The sequence below is a fragment of the Pseudoalteromonas sp. G5_S1_14_S5 genome (assembly GCF_054968605.1).
The window spans coordinates 1-1898 of sequence record NZ_JBQKUM010000169.1; the positions used below are offsets into that span (position 1 = coordinate 1).

General features: G+C 43.0%; 2 protein-coding genes and 1 pseudogene. 2 read left to right on the plus strand and 1 reads right to left on the minus strand.

Annotation, left to right across the window (positions count from 1 at the left end; genetic code table 11):
* Nucleotides 1-904, plus strand: a pseudogene (locus ACTRWI_RS22365) (ISAs1 family transposase); the annotation flags it as partial.
* Here ACTRWI_RS22365 and ACTRWI_RS22370 read toward each other — a convergent pair.
* The gene (locus tag ACTRWI_RS22370; protein WP_499133891.1) at nucleotides 878-1045 is read right to left on the minus strand and encodes a hypothetical protein; all 168 of its coding nucleotides are present in this window, start codon (nucleotides 1043-1045) and stop codon (nucleotides 878-880) included. The pseudogene ACTRWI_RS22365 and the gene ACTRWI_RS22370 sit on opposite strands and share 27 nt — an antisense overlap.
* Nucleotides 1046-1211: 166 nt before the next feature.
* Between ACTRWI_RS22370 and ACTRWI_RS22375 the strand changes: the two genes are divergently transcribed.
* A partial coding sequence (locus tag ACTRWI_RS22375) for a hypothetical protein (protein WP_499133892.1) occupies nucleotides 1212-1898 on the plus strand: 687 nt, incomplete at its 3' end.

Consider the following 1898-nt stretch of genomic DNA (forward strand, 5'->3'; position numbering starts at 1 on the left):
CTACCCAACTCAAAGCAGATGAGATTGAGCAAGCGTTTCAGTCGTGGGTGAAGACGCTAGTTCAAACGACAGGCACGGATATCATTGCCGTAGATGGCAAAACAGCACGCCACTCTTTCGATACTCGCGGAAGAAAAAATCCGCTTCATTCGGTGAGTGCGTGGAGTTGCTCCAACCAACTTGTTTTAGGTCAGGCCGAAGTTGACGATAAAAGCGATGAAATAACCGCTATTCCTAAATGTTAACCTTACTTGATATAGAGAACTGTATCATCACACTCGATGCGATGGGTAGTCAGCGCAAGATTGCCAAACAAATAGTTCAAAGCAAAGCGGACTACGTCTTGGCCCTAAAAGGGAATCACTCAACGATGCAGGCAGAGCTCGAAGCTTCATGGCATAAGGCGTGTCGAGAGCAATTCACCGAGAAGAACTATGCCCAACACACGGATGTAGACGCAGGACATGGTCGAATCGAGACGCGACACTGTGAGCAACTTCTGGTTGATAAAGAATGGCTGACTAAACAATATCAGTGGGACGGACTTAGAAGCATTATTAAAATCACTTCTGAGGTCGAGCACTCCATAACAGGCAAGGTTAGCAAAGAGACTCGGTGGTATATCAGCTCACTGGAATTTACGGAAGAACAAGCACTTAAAGCTATCCGTGGTCATTGGCAAATAGAGATTATGCACTGGATGTTAGACATGACCTTCAGAGAAGATGAATGTAGAATTAGAAAAGGAAATGATGCGTTGGCTTTTAATGCGTTAAGGAAAATAGCCCTCAACTTGTTTAAGTTTGATACAACCAAAAAGATGAGTATGGCTCGAAAGAAGAATGCAGCACTGAATGATGAATACCGCTCAGTGCTTTTAGAGTCTGCGGTTAAAATGCACTAGCCTTATCCAGTCAGCGAAGGAGTGGCGACAATGGTGAAAGCGCAGCGTTTCATCACCAGTAACACCTTTCATGACATCCGTGAGTAGTTTAAACGCATCGTTTAAGTCTTTATCGGTGTAGTGATGAAAAAGCAGGTTCATAAAAAATTCTTACCATACTTGTAGTGATAAGAGACCGCAGATCTCCTCTGAAGGTTAATTTTTAGCTTAAGCAAGCTTTGTTCTGGTCTAAATTAATCTACACTAGAAATATAATAAATGATGTTCACAAGGTCTCGGTATGCGCTTTTTTCTAACAGCGTGCATAATGATGATGACAGCGGGGTGTGATAATAGTTCTCATGTAGACATGCAAGAGAGTCCTCATCAAGGCCATTTGTTAAATGGCTCTGCCGTTAAAGCACCATGGGTGAATGCACAAGTACAGTTATATGAACTAGATTTATCCAAACCCGATTTTTTGGGGCGATTAGTCAACACAGGTAGGACCGATCAGCAGGCAAGGTTTGAAGGCGTTACCATTCCGGATTTGACGCGCCATTATATGCTGGTGGTTAACACCACGGAGGAGACCGTAGAGCTCGGAAATAACGCAGTGCCCATTATTAATACAATGCACTCATTTCTTCCTGCCAATACATTTACTGAAAATGCTCAAGATATCAATCTGATTGCGACGCCACTGACGACAATGGCTGTCAAACTTGCCATACAAAACGCAGATTTAAATAGTGGTCTATATAAGGGTAATGGGGACGGTGTAACAACCGAGTCGGAATGGTTGTCAGCCCTTGATACTGCTACGGATGTTGTCAAATCATTAATGGGTTACAGCTTAGTTGATGATATTGATATTTATACTCAGACGCCTGTCGTTGCGCACACCTCTTCTGAAGAAAATAAGTCGGATGCTTTTCATTATCGCTTAGCCATTGAGGCAACCGGTTCACTTATCCAACATTTAGCAACGGATATTGACAGTAACACCCTTTTC